The organism is Nocardioides pinisoli (assembly GCF_024199985.1).
Classification (GTDB): Bacteria; Actinomycetota; Actinomycetes; order Propionibacteriales; family Nocardioidaceae; genus Nocardioides; species Nocardioides pinisoli.
The window spans coordinates 288,946-308,753 of the sequence record NZ_JANARS010000001.1 but is presented as its reverse complement, the minus strand read 5'-3'; the positions used below and the strand labels follow the sequence as shown (position 1 = coordinate 308,753).

Below are 19,808 nucleotides of genomic sequence, written 5' to 3'. Positions count from 1 at the left end.
TCACGAAGGAATCGACATGACCCACCACCCCCTCCCCACCCCGCCCGCCACCGGCGACGCGACCCCGCCGGCGTACGACGCCTCCCTCCCCGCCGCGCCCGCCCGCCGCACCTGGCGCGACCGCCTCCCCTCCGGCCGGAAGGCCGTGGCCGCGGGCGCCGTCGTGGCCGGCCTCGCGATCGGCGGTGCGGGCTTCGGGGCCGGCTACGCCGTCGGCGACGGCGGCGCGACCGACACCGCCACGCAGACCGGCACCGGCTGGGACGACCACGGCTACCCGGGTGGTCCCGGCGGTCCCAGTGGCCAGATGGGGGGACAACTGGGTGCTCCTCCCGGCGACCTGGACCAGGACGACCTGCCCGGTGGCGGCACGACCGACGAGGCGCCCGACTTCGACGGCGACGGCCAGCCCGACTCCGACAGCGGCACCGAGCGCGGCACCGACACGGACCCAGCAACCCAGAACAGCTGACGCGCCCTCCACGATCCGCCCGCCCCTGCCCCTCCGACCCCCAGGAGGCGGCCGGGGCGGGCCCTCGCGCGTCGCTAGGCTGGCGGCATGAGTGCCCACGACGCCCCCGGACAGCACGCGTAGTGGCACGCGAGTCCTTCGCCATCGGCGGCGTGCGGATCCGCGCCGGGACGGTGCGCGCGCTCGAGCTGCCGATCACCCGGCTCGTCACCGGCGCCGACGTCACGCTGCCGGTGCGCGTGGTCCACGGCCGCGAGGACGGCCCGCGCGTCTGGATCGACGCCGCGATCCACGGCGACGAGGTGGCCGGTGTCGAGGTGGTCCGCCAGGTAATGGCCGGGCTCGACCCCAAGACCTTCCGCGGCACGCTGGTGGCGGTGCCGATCGTCAACGTCCTCGGCTTCATGACCGGCGACCGCTACCTGCCCGACCGGCGCGACCTCAACCGCTCCTTCCCCGGCTCCGCGCGCGGCTCGCTCGCGGGTCGCATCGCCCACCTCTTCATGCGCGAGATCGTCGCCGGGTGCGACGTGGGCATCGACCTGCACACCGGCTCCGACCGTCGCAGCAACCTCCCGCAGGTGCGCGCCGACCTCGACGACCCGCGTACGCGCGAGCTGGCCGCCGCCTTCGGCGCACCGGTGATGCTGCACGCCCGCATCCGCGACGGCTCGCTGCGCCACGCCGCCGGCGAGCACGGGGCCAAGGTGCTGCTCTACGAGGGCGGCGAGAACCTCCGCTTCGACGACTACGCCGTCGAGGCCGGCGTGGTCGGCGTACGCCGGGTGCTGGCCGCGCTCGGCATGACCGAGCCGGTCGCGGAGGCCCCCGTCGAGCCGAGCCTGGAGTGCCGCTCCAGCGGCTGGGTGCGCGCCCGCCGGACCGGCATCCTGCACCTCGACGCGCACCTCGGCCAGAAGGTCAGCGACGGCGAACGCCTCGGCACCCTCTTCGACTCCTTCGGCAAGACGCTGCGCGCCGTCTACTCCAACCGCGACGGCATCGTGATCGGCCGCACCGAGGCCCCCCTGGTCAACTCCGGGGACGCCGTGGTGCACATCGCGTCCTGACCGTCTGGTTGAGTGCGGCAGGTGTCCACCTTCGACGTCGCCGCCTTCCGTGCCGGGTTCCCCTCCCTCGAGTCGGGCATCGCCCACTTCGACAACCCGGGAGGCACCCAGACGCCACTGGTCGTCGGCGAGGCGATCGCGCGCACGCTGACCGGCCCGCTGTCGCAGCGCGGCTCGGCCCTGGTGAGCCAGCGCAACGCCGAGGAGGCGGTCGCCGGCTACCGCTCCGCCGTCGCCGACCTCGTCGGTGGTGACCCCGGCGGGGTGGTCCACGGCCGCAGCGCCACCGCACTGACGTACGACGTCTCCCGTACGCTGGCGCGCACCTGGTCGCCCGGCGACGAGATCGTCCTCTGCGAGCTCGACCACGACTCCAACGTGCGGCCGTGGATCCAGGCCGCCGAGCGGGCCGGTGTGACCGTGCGGTGGCTGCGCCTCGACCCCGCGACCGGCGAGCTCGACCTCTCCTCGCTCGACGAGATCACCTCACGGACCCGCCTGGTGGCGCTCACCGCCGCCTCCAACCTGCTCGGCACCCGGCCGCCGGTCGCCACGGTCGCGGCGCGGGCGCACGAGGTCGGCGCGCTCGTCCACGTCGACGCCGTGCACCACACCGCGCACGCGGCACCCGACATCGTCGCGATGGGCGCGGACTTCCTGGTGTGCTCGGCCTACAAGTTCTTCGGGCCGCACTGCGGGTCGCTGGTCGCCGACCCGGCCCTGCTCGAGACGCTGCGGCCCGACAAGCTGCTCCCGTCGACCGACGTGGTGCCCGAGCGCTTCGAGCTCGGCACCCTGCCCTACGAGCTGATGGCCGGCGTCACCGCAGCCGTCGACGTGATCGCCTCCGTTGGGTCGGGAGGCACCCGCCGCGAGCGCCTGGTCTCGGCCGCCGCGCTCATCGCCGCCCACGAGCTGCGGCTGCGGGAGCGGATCGAGTCGGGGCTCGCGTCCTTCGGCGACGCCCTGACCCTCCACTCGCGCGCCGCCGACCGGACCTCGACGCTCTTCCTCACCCTCCGCGACCGCTCGCCGCTCGACGTCTTCGAGCACCTCGCGAAGCGGGACGTGATGGTGCCGGCCGGCACGTTCTACGCCCACGAGACCTTCCGCGCCCTCGGGCTCGCCGTCGACTCCGGCCTCCGGATCGGGCTCGCGGCCTACAACGACGACTCCGACGTCGACCGGCTGCTCGAGGGGCTGGCCGAGGCGCTCGGCGTCTAGGTCAGTCGGCGTGGTGGCCGCCGTCGACCTGCTCGGCGACCTCCTCCGAGGTGGGCCCCTGCTCGTGGGCGCTCGAGTCGAGCTCGTCGGTGTCGACCATGTCGCCGACGGTGGCGTTGCCCTCGGGCTCGGCGTCGAGCGCGCGCTGCCGGTCGGCGTCGCTGACCCGCTCCCCCGCAGCGGGGAAGACGGACTCCTCGGGGTGCTCCGCGTAGGGGTCGGGGCCGGTCTGCTCGTCGCTCGTCATGCTCTCGACCGTACGCCGACGGCGTACGGCGGCGACCCTCCGCAGGGGTGGCCGGGAGCGCGCGCGGGCCCCGGCCGCGGAACGGCCTGCTGGCCGGCGATCACCGAACTTGTCGGCCCTTGCATGGGCCGACATGTTCAGGAATCCCCGGCCGGCCGGGGATCGCTGAAGTTGTCGGCCTCTTCCGAGAGCGGACCGCAGCCGCTGTCGGAGCGCCGGGCCAGAATGGGCGGATGCCGCAGCACTGGGTGCTCCACGTCGACATGGACCAGTTCCTCGTCGCCGTCGAGCTGCTGCGCCGGCCCGAGCTGGTGGGGCTGCCGGTGGTGGTCGGCGGCCGGGGCGACCCGACCGAGCGGGCGGTGGTCTCGACGGCGTCCTACGAGGCCCGCGCGCACGGCGTCCGGAGCGGGCTCGCGCTCAAGCTCGCCAAGCGGCGCTCGCCCGACGCGGTGTTCCTGCCGGTCGACTTCCCGGTCTACGAGGAGGCCTCCGCGCGGGTGATGGAGACGCTGCGCGCGACGCCGGGCGCGGTGGTGGAGGTGCTCGGCTGGGACGAGGCGTTCGTCGGCGTCGAGACCGACGACCCCGTCGCCACCGCCCGGCAGGTGCAGGCGGCGGTGCTCGAGGCGACCGCGCTGCACTGCTCGGTGGGCATCGGCGACACCCTGGTGCGGGCCAAGATCGCCACCGACTTCGGCAAGCCCCAGGGCGTCTTCCAGCTCACCCGCGACACGTGGATGGAGGTCATGGGCGAGCGGCCGACGACCGCGCTGTGGGGCGTGGGCACGAGGATCTCCCAGAGGCTGGAGGCGATCGGCATCCGCACCGTCGCGGATCTCGCCGGCGCCGACGTGGCCGCGCTGGTCGCCGCGTTCGGGCCCGCCAACGGTCCCCACCTCGGCCGGCTCGGCCGCGGCGGCGGCCGCGCCCGCCCCGACGACACCCCGTGGGTGGCCCGCGCCCACGGCCGGGAGACGACCTTCCAGGCCGACCTCACCACGCCCGACGACGTACGCTCCGCCCTCCGCGAGCTCGCCGCGCGGGTCGTCGACGACGTCCGCAAGGAGGGGCGGGCGGTGCAGCGGGTGCACCTCAAGATCCGGTTCGCGCCGTTCTTCACCTTCACGAAGGTCCGCAAGCTCCCCGAGCCGACCTACGACGTCGACGTGATCGCGCAGACGGCCTTCGAGCTCTACCTCGCCCTCGGCGACGACCGGCCGGTGCGACTGCTCGGCGTGCGCGGCGAGATGGTCCCGCCCGAGGGCGGCTACTGAGCCGGAGGCGTCAGCCGGTCAGCAGCGACAGCCCCGCGGCCAGCGCGAAGCCGGCGACGGTGGCCAGGCCCGCCCAGTCCTTCGCCTTGTCCTTGGCCTCGGGCACCATCGAGTCGACCAGCATCGTGAGCAGCGCCCCGGCGGCGAAGCCGTCGACGAACGCCTGCGCGTCGCTCGACACCGCGCCGGCGAGGGCCGTGCCGCCGAGCGTCGCGAGCGCGCAGCACGCCGCGACCACCGTCCAGAGACCGACCACCGAGCGGGACGACCGGCCGGCGGAGCGCATGTCGGCGGCCGAGCCGATCGCCTCGGGCAGGTTGGAGGCGAAGATCGCGACCACCAGAGCGGCGCTGACGCCGTCGCCCGACGCGATGCCGATCCCCAGCACCGCCTGCTCCGGGATGCCGTCGAGGAACGCGCCGACGGCCAGCGGCACCCCGGCCGCCGAGCCGCCGGAGCGACCGCCCCACCGCTCGACCAGCCGGTCGGCGGTGACGAAGGTGACGCCGCCGAGCGCCAGGCCGAAGGCGACGCCCAGCGCGCTACCGATGCGGAAGCCCTCCTCGGCCAGCTCGAAGGACACGCTCGCGATCAGCGCGCCGGCACCGAAGCCGAGCACCAGCCCGAGGGCGCGCCGCGACCACGGGCGTACGAGCGCGAGGACCGCCCCGACCACCAGCGAGCTGGCGGCCAGCACACCCCACCCGAGCGCCGCGATCACCTCAGCAGCATGCCAGTGCTCAGTCGACGCCCGCCATCAGCCGGTGGATCGGCTTCGACGCGAGCATCACCGAGACGCCGGTGACGACCGAGGCGAGGCCGACGAGGACGAAGAACGGCGTCTCCGCGGCCTCGTCGTAGTAGCCCGCGAGCGTGCCGGCGAGTGCAGTGCCGAGCGCGATGGAGAGGAAGTAGAGCGCGACCATCTGGGTCGTGTACTTCTTCGGCGCGAGCTTGGTCGTGGCGCTCAGTCCGACCGGGGAGATGAGCAGCTCGGCCAGGGTGAAGACGAGCAGGATGCCGGCGAGGCCGAGCAGCGGCGCGGTGTTCTCACCGGCGGGCATCGGCAGGAAGCAGAAGAACGCAACGCCCATCAGCGCCGTGCCGGCGCCGAACTTGAACGGCGTCACCGGCTGGCGGTCGCCGAGCCGCGTCCACAGCGCCGCGAAGACGCCGGCGAGCACGATGATGAAGACCGGGTTGATCGACTGGACCCACGACACCGGCATCTCCCAGCCGAAGAGGTCGCGGTCGAGCCGCTTGTCGGCGTAGAGCGTCACGACGGTGAACTGCTGCTGGTAGAGCGACCAGAACACGACGTTGCAGACGAACAGCGGCATGAAGGCGAAGATCCGGCTGCGCTCGGCGCCCTGCACGTCCTTGTCGGCGAGGATGAGCGCGAAGTAGCCGATCGCGGCGACCAGGCTGATCCCGATGACGATGTTGGCCAGCCGGTCGAGGGTGATCACGCCGACCCAGGCGAGGACCGCGACCAGCAGCAGGGCCGCCACGGCGACGGCGACGTAGGCCACGCGCTTGTCCACCGGGAGCGGGTTGGCGACGTGGTGGGTCTCGTCGGGCAGGTTCTTGCGGAAGAGGGCGTACTGCACCAGGCCGAGGGCCATGCCGACCGCCGCGGCGCCGAAGCCCCAGTGGAAGCCGACCTCGCTCTGCAGCAGGCCGGTCAGCAGCGGGCCGAGGAGGGCGCCGATGTTGATGCCCATGTAGAACAGCGAGAAGCCCGCGTCGCGGCGCGGGTCGTGCGCGTCGTAGAGCGAGCCGACGAGCGACGTGGCGTTGGCCTTCACGCCGCCCGAGCCGAGGGCGATCAGCACCAGGCCGATGCCGACGCCGCCGAGCCCGGGCACGAGGGCCAGGGCGACGTGGCCGAGCATCACGCAGATCGCGGAGTAGAACAGCGTCCGCTCGGGGCCGATCAGCCGGTCGGCGAGCCATGCGCCGAGGATCGTGGAGAGGTAGACCGCGCCGCCGTAGGCGCCGACGATGCCGGTGGCGACGCCCTCGTCGATGCCGAGGCCGCCGTCGGCGGTGGAGTAGTAGAGGTAGATCAGCAGGATGCCCTGCATGCCGTAGAAGCTGAACCGCTCCCACAGCTCCACCCCGAAGAGGTTGGCCAGCACACCGGGCTGTCCGAGGAAGCGGGTGTCGGACCGGCTGTCGCGGCGGGTCCCGGACGTGTCGTGTCGGAGGTCGCTCACCTCACCACGGTGCCACCGGGCCCCGGGAGTGTCGGCACCCGGGGTCCGGTGGCGTGAGCCGGCTCACGCCCGGCGGGCTACTCCGTCGCGATGGCGTCAAGCACCTTCATCCGCGAGGCGCGGACGGCCGGGACGATCGCGGCGAGCACCCCGAAGACGACGGCGATGACCAGGAAGACCACGAGCGAGCTGAGCGGCAGGGCGAGCTCGGTGAGGTCGTCCGACAGCGACTGGCGCAGGGCGACGCCGATCAGCAGCCCGACCACCAGGCCGAGGACGGCGCCGAGGACCGCGATGGTGATCGACTCGAGCGTGATCATCAGCCGCAGCCGCCGCCGCGACAGGCCGACCGCGCGGAGCAGGCCCACCTCGCGGGTGCGCTCGATGACGCTCAGCCCGAGGGTGTTGACGATGCCGATCACGGCGATGATCACCGCGAGCGCGAGCAGGCCGTAGATCATGAACAGCAGCTGGTTGACCTGCCCCTTGATGAGCTCGGAGAAGCCCTCCTTGTCCTGCACCGTCACGACCGGGATGTCCTCGACGACCTTGTCGAGCGCAGCCTGCACCTCACCGACGTCGGCCCCCTCGGCGACGTTGATGCTGAGCGTCGAGTCGTTGCGGCGCAGGCCCGCGTCCTCGAGGACGCTGATCGGCATCGTGACGCCACCGGTGATGGGCGTGTCCTCGAAGATGCCGACGACCTCGAGGTCGACGGTCTGACCGCCCGGGAACGCGACCGGGACCTGGGTGCCGACGTCGGCGTCGAGGTCGCCGGCCTTCGACTCGCTGAGGATCGCCTGGTCGCCGCTGATGTCCTGGGTGCCGCGGACCATGTCGAGCTCGTAGATCCGGGCGAAGGCCCGGTCCACGCCCATCACGAAGTCCTGGTCCTCCTTCACCAGCGCGACGGAGCCCTGCATGCGGGAGATGGTGCCGACGCCGTCGACCTGCTCCATCTCGTCGCCGATCTTGGTCGGGAAACCCTGGAAGCTCGGCGACTGGACGAGGAAGTCGCTGCGGAACTCGCGGTCGACGAGGGCGTCGTTGGTGGCGCTCAGCGACGCGGCGAGCACGCCGACGGCCGACACCACGGCGAGCCCGATCATCAGCGCCGACGCGGTCGCGCCCGTACGCCGTGGGTTGCGCAGGGCGTTCTCGCCGGCGAGCTTGCCGGTCGTGCCGAAGACCTTGTCGAAGGCAGCGCGGCAGGCGACGAGCACCGGGTGGCCGAGCACCGGCGCCATCACCGCCACGGTGATCACCCAGATCACCGCGCCCGCGCCGATCCACGCGGCGTCGGCCCCCGGGGCGCCGATCAGGCCGGCGCCCATGAGCGCGGCGCCGACGAGCAGGGCGATGGTGCCCAGGAGGATGCGGCGCCGGCCGAGGGCCTTCTCCTGCACGGTCAGGTCGTCGCGCAGCGCCGCCACCGGCGCCACCTTGGCCGCGCGGCGTGCGGGGACGAAGGCGGCGATCATGGTGATGCCGATGCCGACCACGTAGGCCGCGATCACCGTCGTCGGTGTCAGCACCAGCACCTCGCCGGCGATGTCGAGGCCCTGGGCCCGGAAGACCGCGGCGAGCCCGCGGGAGAGGCCGAGGCCGAGCAGCAGGCCGAGCGTCGAGCCGAGCAGCGCCATGAAGAACGCCTCGACCAGCACCGACCAGGTGACCTGGCGGCGGCTGGCGCCGAGGGCGCGCAGCAGCGCCGACTCGCGGACCCGCTGGGAGACCAGGATCGAGAAGGTGTTGAAGATGATGAAGGCGCCGACGACGATCGCGATCACCGCGAAGGCGATCAGGAAGTAGCCGATGACGTCGAGGAACTGGCCGATCTGCTCGTCGGACTCGTCGATCACCTTCTGCCCCGTGACGGCGGTGAAGCCGTCGGGCAGCACGGTCTTGGCCGCGTCGGCGAGCTCGGTCTGGCTGACGCCGTCGGCCGCGGTCAGGGCCACGGTCGTGTAGGCGTCCTGGCCGCCGAGGAAGACGGCCTGCGCCTCGCTGGTCTCGAGGAGCGCGAGCGTGGCGCCGGCGGTGCCGCCGCCGTTGAAGTTGGACGTGCCGACGAGCTCGAACGTCTTGCGCAGCTCGCCGACCGGGAGGAGGAGGGTGACCTCGTCGCCGATCTCGTAGCCGCCGCGCTCGGCGGAGGACTCGTCGAGGTTGATCTCGCCGGGCTGGTCGGGCCACTGGCCCGACTCGAGGATCAGGATCGGGTCGCCGGCGACGTTGACGCTGTCGTAGTAGTTGAACACCAGCGTCGGGGCGCCGGTGCCGCCGACCAGCTTGCCGTCCTCGCCGAGCAGGTAGGCGCCGACGCCGTCGACCGAGCCGTCGGCGGCCTCCACCTCGGGCAGCTCGCGCAGCCGCTCGATGACCTGCGGCTCGACGAGCTTGGTGGTGCCGGCGCCGGAGGCCTGGAAGGAGACCTCGCCCTCGGTGCGGACGAGGGCGTCGGAGGTGGAGCCCTCGATGATGTTGTCGAAGGTCGCGCCGAGCCCGTGGCTGAAGGTGAGGACGCCGGCGAGGAAGCCGATGCCGAGCACGATCGCCAGGGTGCTCATCACCAGGCGGACCTTGCGCGCCACCAGGTTGCGCAGGGTCAGTCGGAGCACCGCTCAGCCCGCCTTGCTCGTGGCGGCGTCGGACAGGGCGCCCATCCGCTCGAGGATCGCGTCGCGGTGGGGCTCGCGCAGCTCGTCGACGACCTTGCCGTCGGCGAGGAAGAGGACCCGGTCGCTGTAGGACGCCGCGACGGGGTCGTGCGTCACCATGACGACGGTCTGGCCGAAGTCGTCGACGCTGCGGCGCAGGAAGCCGAGCACCTCGGCCGAGCTGGTGGAGTCGAGGTTGCCTGTGGGCTCGTCGGCGAAGACGATCGAGGGCCGGCTCACGAGTGCGCGGGCGCAGGCCACGCGCTGCTGCTGGCCGCCCGACATCTCGCTGGGCCGGTGGCCCAGGCGGGGACGCAGGCCGATGGCGTCGATGACCGCGTCGAACCACGCCGGGTCGGGCTTCTTCCCCGCCAGGTCGAGCGGCAGCAGGATGTTCTCCTTCGCCGTGAGGGTCGGGACCAGGTTGAAGGCCTGGAAGACGAAGCCGATGCGGTCGCGGCGCAGGTTGGTCAGCGCCTTGTCCTTCAGCCGGCCGAGCGAGGTGCCGTCGACGACCGCCTCCCCCGACGTGGGCGTGTCCAGCGCCGCCAGGCAGTGCATCAGCGTGGACTTGCCGGACCCCGACGGGCCCATGATGGCGGTGAACTCGCCCTTCATCAGGTCGACGGTCACCCCGTCCAGGGCCCGGACCTCGGCCTCCTCGGTCCCGTAGACCTTCACCAGGTCGTGTGCACTCGCCGCGACGCCGTCCGGCGCCCCTCCCGTGGGCTGCTCAGTCATGGCGCAAGTCTGGCAGGGGCCCACGACACCCGGCCATGGGATAAGACCCGAGCCCGACCCTGACATCCGTCAGGGGTCGCTCGGGGTCGTCCGACCCTTGCCACCCCGGATCGCCCCCTAGATTGACCCGGGTGGGAGACCTCGTCGCCGGCCTGCTGACCGGGCTGTCCCTCATCGTCGCCATCGGCGCCCAGAACGCCTTCGTGCTCCGGCACGGCCTGCGCCGCAGCCACGTCGGGCTGGTGGTCGCGATCTGCGCGCTGTCCGACGTCGTGCTGATCCTGGCGGGCGTCGCCGGCATCGGCGTCCTCGTCGACCGGGCACCGTGGGCGGTCGAGGTGGTCCGCTGGCTCGGCGTGGCGTTCCTGACCGTCTACGGCCTGATGTCGCTGCGACGCGCCCGGCACCCGCAGGCGCTGGACGCCGGGGACGGAGCGGTCGAGGCGCGCGGCGGCGTGGTCGCGCGGGCCGTCGCCCTGACCTGGCTCAACCCGCACGTCTACCTCGACACCGTCCTCCTGCTCGGATCGGTCGCGGGCACCCACGGCACCCCGGGCCGCTGGTGGTTCGCGCTCGGTGCGTGCGTCGCGAGCATCGCGTGGTTCGCCGGTCTGGGGTACGGCGCCCGGCTGGCCGCGCCGCGCCTGGCGAGCCCCCGCGCGTGGCAGGTGCTCGACGTGGCCGTCGGGCTGGTGATGCTGGCGATCGCGCTCCGGCTCGCCCTCGGCGCGTGAGCGGCGTACGCCTGGGCCCGCCGCCCCCGGGGGGGTAGTCCACCGGGAAACGGTCGTCGCGGGGGCCTACGAGCAACCGTTTCCCGGTGGACTACCCCGCGCGGCGGCCGGGGTGGGCGGGTCCGGCGTCAGGAGTCCTGGGGCGCGCGGGTCATCTCCGCCGCCTCGCGAGCGACGGCCTCGTCGTGCCGGGCGTGCAGCCGCTCGCGGACCTCGGCCGGCTCGTAGTGGCGGCGCACCCGCTCGTCGCGGGCCACGGCAGCCCCGGTGGCGACGCCGGCCAGGATCCCGGCCAGGCCGATCCACTTCCACACGCGCATGCCGACGAGCCTAGCCGGGCGCGTGGGCGGATCGTGCAGACTGCGCGCATGACCTCGGCCCTCACCCTCGACCAGGCGGTGGACCTGACGCGCAGCGGCGACATCTGGCTGTTCCGCGGACGCCGGGCGCCGGACCGTGCGATCCGCGCCGTCACCAACTCGCCGGTCAACCACGTCGGGATGGCGGTGGTCGTCGACGACCTGCCCCCGCTGATCTTCCACGCCGAGCTCGGCAAGAAGCAGCTCGACGTGTGGACCGGCGCCCACCACCGCGGTGTCCAGCTCCACGACCTGCGCGAGGCCGTCGCCCGCTGGCAGACGGAGTACGACCAGGACGCCTGGGTGCGCCAGCTCAGCCCGGAGATCGGTCGCGACGAGGAGGACGGCATGCTGCGCTCGATCGCGCGCCTCGACGGGGTCTCCTTCCCCAGCCTCACCCGGCTCGGTGCGCGCTGGCTGCGGGGGCGCGACGCGTACGTCCCCCGGCGCAAGCGCGGCCAGCGGGTCACGCCGGAGGCGGCGTTCTGCGCCGAGATCGTGGCCACCTGCTACATCGAGATGGGCATCCTCCGCGACGACCGGCGCGCCACCTGGTACGACCCGGGCAAGTTCTGGAGCGGCGACTACCTGCCGATCTCGACCGGCTGGTCCCTCGGCACGGAGGTCGCGATCAGCCGCTGACCGGGGTCGAGTGCGCACGCGGTAGCAGTCGCCACGGGGCCGCGCACTCGACTCATCCGATCGCGCGCGCGAGCCGCTCGGCCACCACCGCGACCGCGGCCCGGAGCTCGGGACCGCCCACCACCGTGAACGGGAGCGGGACGTGGGCGAGCCACTCACCGGCGTACGCCTCGGGGTTGCTGGTGCTGCCCACCAGCTCGCACCGGCCGTCGGGCAGCTCGCGCAGGTCGCCCAGCGTCGGGCGGACCCACGGCCGCACCTCGGCGACGGGGGCGTCGAAGACGACGTGGGTGTCGTGCTCCCAGCCCTTGCCGAGGTTGGCCTCGAGCTCGGCGGCGGGGTCGAGGTCGGCCGGCACCTCGAAGGTCCCCTCGAGCCGCTCGACCTCGGTGATCCGGTCGATGCGGAAGGTGCGCAGGGCGTCGGCGTGGTGGGAGTGGCACAGCAGGTACCACCGGCCGTAGCGCACCACCACCGACCACGGGTCGACCTCGAAGGTGCGGGCGTTGCCGGCCGCGGTGCGGTAGCCGATGCGCACCTGCTGCTGCGCCGCCACCGCCGCGACGAGCCCGCTCGCGACCTCCGGGTCGGGTCGCACCGACGAGCGCTCCGGCACGGTGCGCGCGGTCTCGCGGACCAGCGCCGCCTGCCGCGCGACGTTGGTCGGCAGCACCCGCAGGATCTTGCCGAGCGCCGAGCCCACCGGGTCGTCGGGGTCGGCGACCGCGTGGTGGGAGTCGAGGGCGGCCATCACCAGGCCCAGCGCCTCGGTCGCGGAGAACACCAGCGGCGGCAGCCGGAGGCCGCGCCCCAGGGTGTAGCCGCCGTAGGGGCCGCGCGTGGACTCCACCGGGATGTCGGCCTCGCGCAGGATCGCCACGTAGCGCCGGGCAGCGCGCTCGGTCACGCCGAGCCGCTCGGCCAGCTCGGCGGCGGTGACCCCGGGCCGGGCCTGCAGGACGTCCAGCGCCCGCAGCGCCCGCGCGGTCGGACTGATCTCGCTCATGGAGAGCATCGTGGCACCAGAACCGGTCGTGGAGCGTCCGGAATCGTCCCTACCGTGGGCGCCGAGGGTCGACGAACCGACACAAGGAGAGATCAATGGACATCGTGCTCATCGCCGGACTCTGGCTCGACGGCTCGGCCTGGGACGACGTGCAGCCGGAGCTCGAGCGGCTCGGCCACCGCGGCATCCCGGTGACGCTGCCCGGGCAGGGCGACGGCGCCACCTCGGCGACGTACGACGATCAGGCCGGCGCGGTCCTCGCCGCCGTCGATGCTGCCGAGGGCTCGCCGCTCGTCGTCGGGCACTCCGCCGCGTCGACGCTGGCGTGGGTGGCGGCCGACCGGCGCCCCGACGCGGTGACCGGCGTCGTCCTGATCGGCGGGTTCCCCACCACCGGCGGCAACGCCTACGCCGACTTCTTCGACACCGACGGCGACGCCGTGCCGTTCCCCGGCTGGGAGCCCTTCGCCGGCCCGGACTCCGACGACATGTCGCCCGAGCTGAAGGCGGAGGTGGCCGCGGCGACGCACCCGGTGCCCGTGGGCGTCACGAAGGGGACCGTCCAGTGGACCGACGAGCGCCGGCACGGGGTGCCGCTGACGCTCGTGTGCCCGGAGTTCACGCCCGAGCAGGCGAAGGAGTGGATCGCGTCCGGCGACGTGCCCGAGCTGGCGGACGCGACGGCGCTCGAGCTCGTCGACCTCGAGTCCGGGCACTGGCCGATGTTCACCCAGCCGGCCGCGCTCGCCGGGCTGATCGACGCGGCGACCCGGCGCTGAGGGCAGGTCGCCGGCGCGTCAGTCCAGGAGCTCCTCGGGCCCGGCCGCCATCGTCGGGATGTCGACGGGTGCGCGGTCGGCGGGCTGGACGGTCTCGAGCGGCGTCGACGGGGTCAGCGGCGTGACCGGGAGGACGACGTAGCCGCTGGGCACGCCGGCGGCGAGGTCGACGTCGACGTCGGCGAGCTCGGGGGCCACGCCCAGCAGCACCGCGACGGTGACCGCGTTGTCGGGTCGCGCCTCGGGGTCCTTCTCCAGCAGCGACGCCACGACGTCGCGCAGGTCCTCCGGTACGTCGTCGCCCAGCGGGGGCGGGGGCTCGTTGACGTGGCACATCGCGGTCGCGATCGGGGTGCCGCGGTCGAAGGGCCGCTGGCCGGTGAGCATCTCGTGGGCCACCACGCCGAGGGCGTAGAGGTCGCTGGCGCCGGTGGCCTGCTGGCCGATCGCCTGCTCGGGGCTGATGTAGTTGGGCGTGCCGAGCATCTCGCCGACGCGCGTGTGGCCGATGGCGTCGATCGCGCGGGCGATGCCGAAGTCGGTGAGCTTCACCAGCCCGTCCTCGCGGACGAGGATGTTGGCCGGCTTCACGTCGCGGTGGACGACGCCGGCCTCGTGGGCGGTGCCGAGCGCGAGCGCGGCCTGGCCGAGGATCGACCGCACCACCTCGGGCTGCATCGCGCCCTGCTCGCGGATGATCGCCGACAGCGGCAGGCCCTGGACGAGCTCCATCACGAGGTAGGTGAGGTGGTCGTCCTCGCCGTAGTCGAAGACGGTCGTGATGTTGGCGTGCAGCAGGGCCGCGGAGTGGAGGGCCTCGTCGCGGAAGCGCTCGGCGAAGATCTCCTCGTTGTCCGGGTCGGGCCGCATGACCTTGACCGCGACGTCGCGCTTGAGCACGTCGTCCACGCCGCGCCACACGTCCGCCATGCCGCCGGAGGCGATGCGCTCCTGCAGGACGTAGCGGTCCCCGAGACGGAGTCCTTCCACGAGCCTCTGCACCGGGCGTTGCCCCACTTCTCTCGGATCAGGTACGCGACAGCGCACCAGCCGCCGAGATTACTCCGACTTTCACTCATTTCCGCCTTCCACCCGCTCGACGCACACCCACCCGGGTGAAACCCTTGACAACGTACAACCGGTTGGTTGTACGTTATTCCCATGACCGACGACGAGGACCGGGCGGACGCCTGGTTCCACGCGCTCTCCGACCGGACCCGCCGCGACATCCTGCGGCGCGTGCTGGCTGGCGAGCACTCCGTCTCGGCGCTGGCGCGCAGCTATGACATGAGCTTCGCCGCCGTCCAGAAGCACGTCGCCGTGCTGGAGCGCGCGGGCCTGCTGACCAAGCGGCGGCAGGGCCGCGAGGCCCTGGCCAGCGGCGACGTGGAGGCCGTGCGGTCGGTCGGCGCGATGCTCACCGAGCTCGAGGCCCTCTGGCGCGGGCGCATCTCCCGGATGGACGAGCTGTTCGCCGAGCAGGCCCGCGAGCAGGCGCTGCCCCCGCAGAAGACCCAGCAGACGACCCAGCAGAAGACCCAGGTCGACCCACCCCGCACCCACGGATAGAACGGACCGAACCCATGCCTGTCACCGACGTCGAGCACGACATCGACGCCCGCACCCTGACCATCACCGCCGACTTCGCGGCACCCGTCGAGCGGGTGTGGGGGGTCTACGCCGACCCGCGCCAGCTCGAGCGGGTCTGGGGACCTCCCGGCTACCCCGCCAAGTTCGTCGACCACGACCTCGTCCCCGGCGGGCGGATGACCTATTACATGACCAGCCCCGAGGGCGAGAAGTACTACTCCTACTGGACGGTCCTCGAGGTCCGGGAGCCCAGCGGCTTCGACTTCAAGGACGGCTTCGCCCTCGACGAGACCTTCGCCCCCAACCCCGAGATGCCCGAGGCGCTCAACAGCTACACCTTCGCGCCGACCGACGGCGGCACCCGGGCGACCTTCGTGGGCACCTACGCCACCGCCGAGGACCTGCAGAAGGTGCTCGACATGGGTGTCGTCGAGGGCTCGGCGCAGGCCATCAACCAGATCGACGACCTGCTCGCCTCCTGAGCAGCAGTCCCCACGGAAGGAAGACCAGACATGCGCCCCATCGTCGTCACCGAGTTCATCACCGCCGACGGCATCATCGACTCCCCCGGCGGCGGCGACCACCCGCACGCCGGCTGGACCTTCAAGGAGGTCGACTTCGTCGAGGAGGCCTACGACATCAAGGGCCGCGAGATGGCCGACGCCACCGCGCTGCTGCTCGGCCGCCAGTCGTACGACGAGTTCGCGCCGGTGTGGCCGTCGATGGAGGAGTTCGCCACCTACAACGCGATGCCCAAGTACGTCGTCTCGACCACGCTGGCCGGCGACACCGCCCCCTGGGGCGAGGGCACGGTCGACGTCCTGCGGTCGCTCGACGACGTGGCTGCCCTGAAGGAGACCGAGGGCGGCGAGATCCACGTCCACGGCAGCGCGCGCCTCGCGCAGGGCCTGGCGGGCGCCGGCCTCGTCGACCGCTACCACCTGCTGGTCTACCCGCTCCTCCTCGGCACCGGCAAGCGCCTCTTCGGCGAGGGCGACAAGACCAAGCTCGAGCTGATCGAGCACGCCGCCTACTCCAACGGAATCACCCTCCAGCGCTACGACGTCGTGCACTGATCCGCGGGTGATCCGCGGGTGACGGGCCGTCACCAGCGCTCCCGCCCCCACCGGTGGGGCGGGAGCGCACTTTTCGACCCGTTGCCCGGGCGCGCGGTCTGCCAGAATCACCCGGTGGACCTCGCCCTGCTGCTCGTCTCGATGGCGGCCGTCGTCCTCGCCGCCACCGCTGTCAGCGAACGCCTGCACGTCCCGGCGCCGCTCCTGCTGGTCGTCGTCGGCGCCGCAGCGGCGTACGTCCCCGGGGTGCCGACGATCCACCTCGAGTCCGAGGTGGTGCTGCTGGGGCTCCTGCCGCCGCTCCTCTACGCAGCTGCGATCCAGACCTCGCTCGTCGACTTCAACGCCAACCGCGGCACCATCCTCCGGCTCTCGGTGCTGCTCGTCGTCGTCACCGCCTTCGCGGTGGCGGTGGTCGTGGAGTGGCTGGTGCCGGACCTCGGCTGGGCGGGGGCCATCGCGATCGGCGCGGTCGTCGCCCCGCCCGACGCCGTCGCCGCCACGGCCGTCGCCCGGCGCATCGGGCTGCCGCGGCGGGTGGTGACGATCCTCGAGGGCGAGTCGCTGCTCAACGACGCGACCGCGCTCGTCACCCTCCGCACCGCGATCGCCGCACTGTCGGGCGGCGTGACGCTGCTCGCGGTGGGCGGCGACTTCGTCCTCGCGGCCGGCGGCGGCATCCTGATCGGCGTCCTGGTCTTCCTCCTCGTGGCCCGGCTGCGCAAGCGGATCACCGACCCCCTGCTGGACACCGCGATCTCGTTCCTCACGCCGTTCGCGGCGTTCGTGGCGGCGGAGGAGATCCACGCGTCGGGCGTCATCTCGGTCGTCGTGGCGGGCCTGCTCCTGGGCCACAAGGCGCCGATCATCCAGACCGCGCAGTCGCGCATCACCGAGCGGATCACCTGGCGCACCGTCGCGTTCGTGCTGGAGAACACCGTCTTCCTCCTCATCGGCCTCCAGCTCGACTGGATCCTCGAGGACGTCAGCGAGTCGAGCCTGCCCAGCACCCGCATCGCGCTCGTCTGCCTGGCGACCCTGCTGACCGTCGTGGTCGTCCGGCTCGTCTACATGCTGGCGACCGGATTCCTCCGGCGCCGCGACCCGATCCCGGCCAGCTGGAGCTTCCTCATCGGCTGGGCCGGCATGCGCGGCGTGGTCACCCTGGCCGCCGCCTTCGTCATCCCGGAGGACGCGCCGCACCGCGAGGTGCTGCTCCTCGTCGCGTTCACCGTCGTGGCGGGCACGCTGCTGGTGCAGGGGCTCACGCTGCCGATGCTGACCCGCGTGCTGGGCGTACCCGCGCCCGACCCGGCCGAGGACGCCCTCGCCCGCGCCGGTCTGCTCCAGCAGGCGGCCGACGCCGGCTTCGCCCGGCTCGACGAGCTCGACTACGACGACCACCACGGCGTCGCCGACCAGGTCCGCGCCCGGGTAGACCAGCGCACCTTCGCCGCGTGGGAGCAGCTCGCCACCACGGAGGGCGAGGAGACCCCGTCGGAGCTCTACGCCCGGATCCGCGGCGAGATGATCGAGGCCGAACGGGCCAAGGTGCTGCTCGTCCGCGGCAAGGGCAAGGTGCCGTCCGAGGTGGTGAGCCAGGTCCTCGGCATGCTCGACATCGAGGAGTCGATGCTCGACGCGGGCTCCGAGGCGCGCGCCGGCGTCCGCAGCGGGAGCCTCTCGTTCACCGGCGGCCGCACCTGCGACGACCTCGACGAGCACCCCGCGGTCGACACGGTCGCCGACCCGGCCTGCGCCAGGTGCCTGGCCGACGGCACCCGGTGGGTGTCGCTGCGGCAGTGCCTGACCTGCGGCAACGTGGCCTGCTGCGACTCGTCCGTCGGCAAGCACGCCACCGCCCACTTCCACGACTCCCTGCACCCCGTCGTGGAGTCCGCCGAGCCGGACGAGTCCTGGCGCTGGTGCTACGTGCACAACCTCACCGGCTGACCGATATCTGAGGACGTCCTGGACGTGCTCAGGCCCGATCTCCGTCCACGACGTCCTCAGATATCGGTGACTAGGCTGGGGCCATGGGAGCGCCCGCGATCGTCATCGCCTCCACTCACCACGCGGCCGAGCTGGGCGAGGCGTTCGCCCGCTACGAGCGCGAGTACGACGTCCGCATGGCCACCGACGTGGCCACCGCCAAGACGACGGCCAAGGAGCTGGTGACGTCCGGCCACCCGGTCGCGCTCTTCGTCGTCGACACCGACCACGACCGCGACAAGCTCTACGCCCTGATCTCCGGCACCCGGCAGGCCGTGCCCACCGCCCGGCGGCTGATCGTCACCCACGTCAGCCGGTTCCGCGAGGACAACCAGACCTTCCGCCACGCCGTCGCCGCCGGCAAGGTCGACGCGCTGCTGCTGATGCCGCAGGGACCGCGCGACGAGGAGTTCCACCTCGCCGTCGGCGAGCTGCTCAACGAGTGGAACGCCACCGTCGCGACACCGGTGGTCGAGAACGTCCGCATCATCACCCCGGAGAAGGACGCGCTCACCCGCGACCTGCTCGACTACCTCGCCCGCGTGGGCCTGCCCGCCGGCGTGCACCACCCCGACAGCGAGGTCGGGCGCGAGGTGATGGCGACGTGCCCGGAGGACGAGGGCCGCTGGCCGGTCGTGTCCTCGCTCGCCGGGTGGTGCGGCCACTGTCCCGACGTGCGGTCGCTGGCCAACCAGCTCTACGGCCGCCCCGACCAGATCGACGTCGACGAGGTGGTCGACCTCGTCGTGGTCGGCGCCGGCCCGGCCGGTCTCGCCGCCAGCGTCTACGCCTCGAGCGAGGGGCTGTCGACGGTCTGCCTCGAGGCCGAGGCGATCGGCGGGCAGGCCGGCACGAGCTCGATGATCCGCAACTACCTCGGCTTCCCGCGCGGCATCTCCGGGATGCGGCTCGCCCAGCGCGCACGCGGGCAGGCCCTGCGCTTCGGCACCCGCTTCTTCACCGGCTGGCCGGCGACCGGCATCTCGCGGTGCGCCGACGGCGACCACCACGTCGTGCACACCGACGGCGGCGACGTGCACACGCGCACGGTGCTCGTCGCGACCGGCGTCGACTACCGCCGGCTCGGGGTCGAGTCGCTCGAGGAGCTGGTCGGCCGCGGTGTCTACTACGGCGCCGCGATGGCCGCCGCGCGCGAGCTGGCCGGCGACCACGTCGTGGTGGTCGGCGGCGGCAACTCCGCCGGGCAGGCCGCGATCCACGCCGCCCGCTTCGCCTCCTCCGTCACGGTCGTGGTGCGCCGGCCCGACCTCACCGCCACCATGTCGTCGTACCTCATCGACGAGATCGAGTGGAACCCGCGCATCACCGTGCGCGGCTGCACCCGCGTCGTGGACGGCGGGCCGGACGACGTGGGGCACCTGGGCTGGCTCGACGTCGAGGACGTCGACACCGGCGCGCGCGAGCGGGTCGAGGCGCGCGGGCTGTTCCTGCTGCTCGGCGCCGAGCCGGAGTGCGGCTGGCTGCCGGACGACGTGCTGCGCGACGAGCGGGGGTTCGTCCTCACCGGGCGCGACGTCCCCACCGAGCACTGGGTCGACGGCGTGCCGCCGGAGGACCTGGCCACGACGGTGCCCGGCATCTTCGCCGGCGGCGACATCCGCGCCGGCTCGATGAAGCGGGTCGCCTCGGCGACGGGCGAGGGCGCGTCGGTCGTGTCCTCGGTCCACACCTGGCTGGGGCAGTAGCCGGGCTAGCCGTC

General features: G+C 73.0%; 20 protein-coding genes. 12 read left to right on the top strand and 8 right to left on the bottom strand.

From position 1 onward, the window contains the following. Nucleotides 1–16: 16 nt before the first annotated feature. The 3 genes from NCI01_RS01500 (at nt 17) to NCI01_RS01490 (ending at nt 2,766) form a co-directional block, all read left to right on the top strand. Nucleotides 17–472: a hypothetical protein gene (locus NCI01_RS01500; protein ID WP_254179694.1), complete on the top strand. Its 456-nt coding sequence runs from the start codon at nt 17–19 to the stop codon at nt 470–472. A gap of 122 nt (nt 473–594) precedes the next feature. Next, a complete protein-coding gene (locus tag NCI01_RS01495; RefSeq protein ID WP_254179693.1) occupies nt 595–1,542 on the top strand; it encodes a succinylglutamate desuccinylase/aspartoacylase family protein in 948 nt (315 codons plus the stop codon). 21 nt (nt 1,543–1,563) lie between these two features. Continuing rightward, nucleotides 1,564–2,766, top strand: a complete 1,203-nt coding sequence (locus NCI01_RS01490) for a cysteine desulfurase-like protein (RefSeq protein WP_254179692.1) — start codon at nt 1,564–1,566, stop codon at nt 2,764–2,766. A 1-nt stretch (nt 2,767) separates the two neighbouring features. Here the strand turns inward: NCI01_RS01490 and NCI01_RS01485 are convergent, their stop codons facing one another. Beyond that, the gene (locus NCI01_RS01485) at nt 2,768–3,013 is read right to left on the bottom strand and encodes a hypothetical protein (RefSeq protein ID WP_254179691.1); all 246 of its coding nucleotides are present in this window, start codon (nt 3,011–3,013) and stop codon (nt 2,768–2,770) included. Nucleotides 3,014–3,246: 233 nt separating this feature from the next. On the opposite strand from NCI01_RS01485, the gene NCI01_RS01480 reads away from it, so the two are divergent. Then, nucleotides 3,247–4,290: a DNA polymerase IV gene (locus NCI01_RS01480; RefSeq protein WP_254179690.1), complete on the top strand. Its 1,044-nt coding sequence runs from the start codon at nt 3,247–3,249 to the stop codon at nt 4,288–4,290. 10 nt (nt 4,291–4,300) lie between these two features. Here the strand turns inward: NCI01_RS01480 and NCI01_RS01475 are convergent, their stop codons facing one another. From NCI01_RS01475 to NCI01_RS01460, 4 genes are all read right to left on the bottom strand, one after another. Further along, the gene (locus NCI01_RS01475; protein ID WP_254179689.1) at nt 4,301–5,011 is read right to left on the bottom strand and encodes a ZIP family metal transporter; all 711 of its coding nucleotides are present in this window, start codon (nt 5,009–5,011) and stop codon (nt 4,301–4,303) included. A 19-nt stretch (nt 5,012–5,030) separates the two neighbouring features. Then, complete coding sequence (locus NCI01_RS01470; RefSeq protein WP_254179688.1) at nt 5,031–6,509, bottom strand: peptide MFS transporter; 1,479 nt, start codon at nt 6,507–6,509, stop codon at nt 5,031–5,033. 77 nt (nt 6,510–6,586) lie between these two features. Beyond that, nucleotides 6,587–9,130 carry an ABC transporter permease gene (locus tag NCI01_RS01465; RefSeq protein WP_254179687.1) on the bottom strand — a complete coding sequence of 848 codons (2,544 nt, stop codon included), beginning with the start codon at nt 9,128–9,130 and terminating at the stop codon, nt 6,587–6,589. Between the two features lie 3 nt (nt 9,131–9,133). Further along, the gene (locus NCI01_RS01460; protein WP_254179686.1) at nt 9,134–9,910 is read right to left on the bottom strand and encodes an ABC transporter ATP-binding protein; all 777 of its coding nucleotides are present in this window, start codon (nt 9,908–9,910) and stop codon (nt 9,134–9,136) included. Nucleotides 9,911–10,041: 131 nt separating this feature from the next. Here NCI01_RS01460 and NCI01_RS01455 point away from each other — a divergent pair, with 131 nt between their 5' ends. After that, entirely contained in the window at nt 10,042–10,644 is a 603-nt protein-coding gene (locus NCI01_RS01455; RefSeq protein ID WP_254179685.1) for a LysE/ArgO family amino acid transporter, read from the top strand. Between the two features lie 128 nt (nt 10,645–10,772). On the opposite strand, the gene NCI01_RS01450 is transcribed toward NCI01_RS01455, so the two are convergent. After that, nucleotides 10,773–10,964, bottom strand: a complete 192-nt coding sequence (locus tag NCI01_RS01450; RefSeq protein WP_254179684.1) for a hypothetical protein — start codon at nt 10,962–10,964, stop codon at nt 10,773–10,775. Nucleotides 10,965–11,012: 48 nt separating this feature from the next. On the opposite strand from NCI01_RS01450, the gene NCI01_RS01445 reads away from it, so the two are divergent. Continuing rightward, entirely contained in the window at nt 11,013–11,645 is a 633-nt protein-coding gene (locus tag NCI01_RS01445) for a hypothetical protein (RefSeq protein WP_254179683.1), read from the top strand. Nucleotides 11,646–11,697: 52 nt separating this feature from the next. Here NCI01_RS01445 and NCI01_RS01440 read toward each other — a convergent pair whose 3' ends face one another. After that, the gene (locus NCI01_RS01440; RefSeq protein ID WP_254179682.1) at nt 11,698–12,651 is read right to left on the bottom strand and encodes a helix-turn-helix transcriptional regulator; all 954 of its coding nucleotides are present in this window, start codon (nt 12,649–12,651) and stop codon (nt 11,698–11,700) included. Nucleotides 12,652–12,746: 95 nt separating this feature from the next. On the opposite strand from NCI01_RS01440, the gene NCI01_RS01435 reads away from it, so the two are divergent. Further along, a complete protein-coding gene (locus NCI01_RS01435; protein WP_254179681.1) occupies nt 12,747–13,430 on the top strand; it encodes an alpha/beta fold hydrolase in 684 nt (227 codons plus the stop codon). Nucleotides 13,431–13,448: 18 nt separating this feature from the next. Here the strand turns inward: NCI01_RS01435 and NCI01_RS01430 are convergent, their stop codons facing one another. Beyond that, on the bottom strand, nt 13,449–14,420 hold the full coding sequence (locus NCI01_RS01430) for a serine/threonine-protein kinase (protein WP_254179680.1): 972 nt from the start codon (nt 14,418–14,420) through the stop codon (nt 13,449–13,451). Between the two features lie 171 nt (nt 14,421–14,591). Between NCI01_RS01430 and NCI01_RS01425 the strand changes: the two genes are divergently transcribed. The 5 genes from NCI01_RS01425 to NCI01_RS01405 all read left to right on the top strand — a co-directional run bounded on the left by NCI01_RS01425 (nt 14,592) and on the right by NCI01_RS01405 (nt 19,794). Further along, the gene (locus NCI01_RS01425) at nt 14,592–14,999 is read left to right on the top strand and encodes an ArsR/SmtB family transcription factor (protein ID WP_254179679.1); all 408 of its coding nucleotides are present in this window, start codon (nt 14,592–14,594) and stop codon (nt 14,997–14,999) included. A 14-nt stretch (nt 15,000–15,013) separates the two neighbouring features. Next, on the top strand, nt 15,014–15,502 hold the full coding sequence (locus NCI01_RS01420; RefSeq protein ID WP_254179678.1) for an SRPBCC family protein: 489 nt from the start codon (nt 15,014–15,016) through the stop codon (nt 15,500–15,502). A gap of 30 nt (nt 15,503–15,532) precedes the next feature. After that, the gene (locus NCI01_RS01415) at nt 15,533–16,096 is read left to right on the top strand and encodes a dihydrofolate reductase family protein (RefSeq protein WP_254179677.1); all 564 of its coding nucleotides are present in this window, start codon (nt 15,533–15,535) and stop codon (nt 16,094–16,096) included. Between the two features lie 114 nt (nt 16,097–16,210). Then, nucleotides 16,211–18,049, top strand: coding sequence for a Na+/H+ antiporter (locus NCI01_RS01410; RefSeq protein ID WP_254179676.1), 1,839 nt, complete (start codon nt 16,211–16,213; stop codon nt 18,047–18,049). Nucleotides 18,050–18,132: 83 nt separating this feature from the next. Continuing rightward, nucleotides 18,133–19,794, top strand: coding sequence for an NAD(P)/FAD-dependent oxidoreductase (locus NCI01_RS01405; RefSeq protein ID WP_254179675.1), 1,662 nt, complete (start codon nt 18,133–18,135; stop codon nt 19,792–19,794). Nucleotides 19,795–19,808: the final 14 nt, after the last annotated feature.